The sequence below is a fragment of the Mycobacterium sp. genome (genome assembly GCF_050701515.1).
Taxonomy (GTDB): Bacteria; Actinomycetota; Actinomycetes; order Mycobacteriales; family Mycobacteriaceae; genus Mycobacterium.
Window position 1 is genome coordinate 1 of the sequence record NZ_JBOGDB010000171.1, and the last position, 1,542, is coordinate 1,542.

A 1,542-nucleotide genomic window follows, 5' to 3' on the forward strand; every position below is an offset into this window, starting at 1 on the left:
GAGTTTCTCCGGGAGGGCTTCGCCGTCCACGACACCTTGCATCCGGATCGCATCGTGCTTGGTGTGCAACCGGACTCGCTGCATGCCGAGGCCGCGATCCGCGAACTGTACGCGCCACTGCTCGACGAGGGCGTGCCGTTCCTGCTGACCGATCTGCAGACCGCCGAACTGGTCAAGGTGTCCGCGAATGCCTTTCTCGCAACCAAGATCTCGTTCATCAACGCGATTTCCGAGGTGTGCGAAGCCGTCGACGCCGACGTCACGCTGCTCGCCGACGCGCTCGGTTACGACCCCCGCATCGGCCGCCGGTTCCTCAACGCCGGGCTCGGTTTCGGCGGCGGCTGCCTACCCAAGGACATCCGCGCGTTCATGGCGCGGGCCGGCGAGCTCGGCGCCAACCATGCCCTGACGTTCCTGCGCGAGGTGGACAGCATCAACATGCGCCGGCGCACCCGGATGGTGGAACTGGCGACCAAGGCGTGCGGCTCGTTGCTTGGCGCCAACATCGCCGTGCTCGGTGCGGCGTTCAAACCCGAGTCCGATGACGTACGCGACTCGCCCGCGTTGAACGTGGCCGGCATGCTGCAGCTCAACGGCGCGACGGTCAACGTCTACGACCCCAAGGCGATGGAGAACAGCCAGCGGTTGTTCCCCACGCTGAACTATTCGACGTCGGTGGTCGAGGCGTGCGAACACGCCGATGCCGTGCTGGTGCTCACCGAGTGGCGGGAGTTCGTCGAGCTCGATCCGGACGACCTGGCCGACACCGTCCGCGCGAAAGTGGTTGTCGACGGACGTAATTGCCTGGACCCGGCGCGCTGGACCGAGGCCGGCTGGCGACTGTACTGCCTGGGCAAGGCCGGCACTGTTTGACACTTGTTTAACAACGTCGGCGGCCGTAAGCTCGCGGCATGAGGCAACAAATCCGCTGGTTCGCCCTGCACGGCGTTATCCGTGGCCTCGCGAATTACGGCGCCCGCCGCGGCGATCCTCAGGCGCGTCTGATCGCCGACCCCGGCGTGCGGGAGAACCCGGCCGCCTTTGCCGACGAATACCGGTCCAGGGGTCCGGTGATCCGGTGCCGCGCGGCGCTGATGACCTTCGACCACGGCGTGGCCCACGAACTGCTGCGCTCCGATGACTTCCGGGTGATCGCCATCGGGGGCAACCTGCCCCGGCCGCTGCGCTGGATCGTCGAGAAAACCGAGACCGGCACGCTGCACCCGCTGCAGCCGCCGTCGCTGCTGTCCGTCGAGCCGCCCGATCACACCCGCTATCGCAAGCTGGTGTCATCGGTGTTCACCCCGAGAGCCGTTGCGACACTGCGGGAGCGGGTCGAGCAGACCGCCACCGCCCTGCTAGACGAGCTGGAGGGCGAGACCGATGTGGTCGACATCGTGGAGCGCTACTGCTCGCAGCTTCCGGTCGCCGTCATCGGAGACATACTCGGTGTTCCCGACGAGGACCGGCCGCGCATCCTGTACTTCGGTGAACTGGGAGCCCCCAGCCTCGACATCGGCGTGTCATGGCGGCAGTACGTGC

At 66.9% G+C, this 1,542-nt stretch carries 2 protein-coding genes; both read left to right on the plus strand.

Going from position 1 to position 1,542, the window contains the following annotated elements:
- A partial coding sequence (locus ACRDU5_RS14580; RefSeq protein WP_526615300.1) for a UDP-glucose dehydrogenase family protein occupies positions 1 to 873 on the plus strand: 873 nt, incomplete at its 5' end.
- 38 nt (positions 874 to 911) lie between these two features.
- A partial coding sequence (locus tag ACRDU5_RS14585; RefSeq protein WP_526615301.1) for a cytochrome P450 family protein occupies positions 912 to 1,542 on the plus strand: 631 nt, incomplete at its 3' end.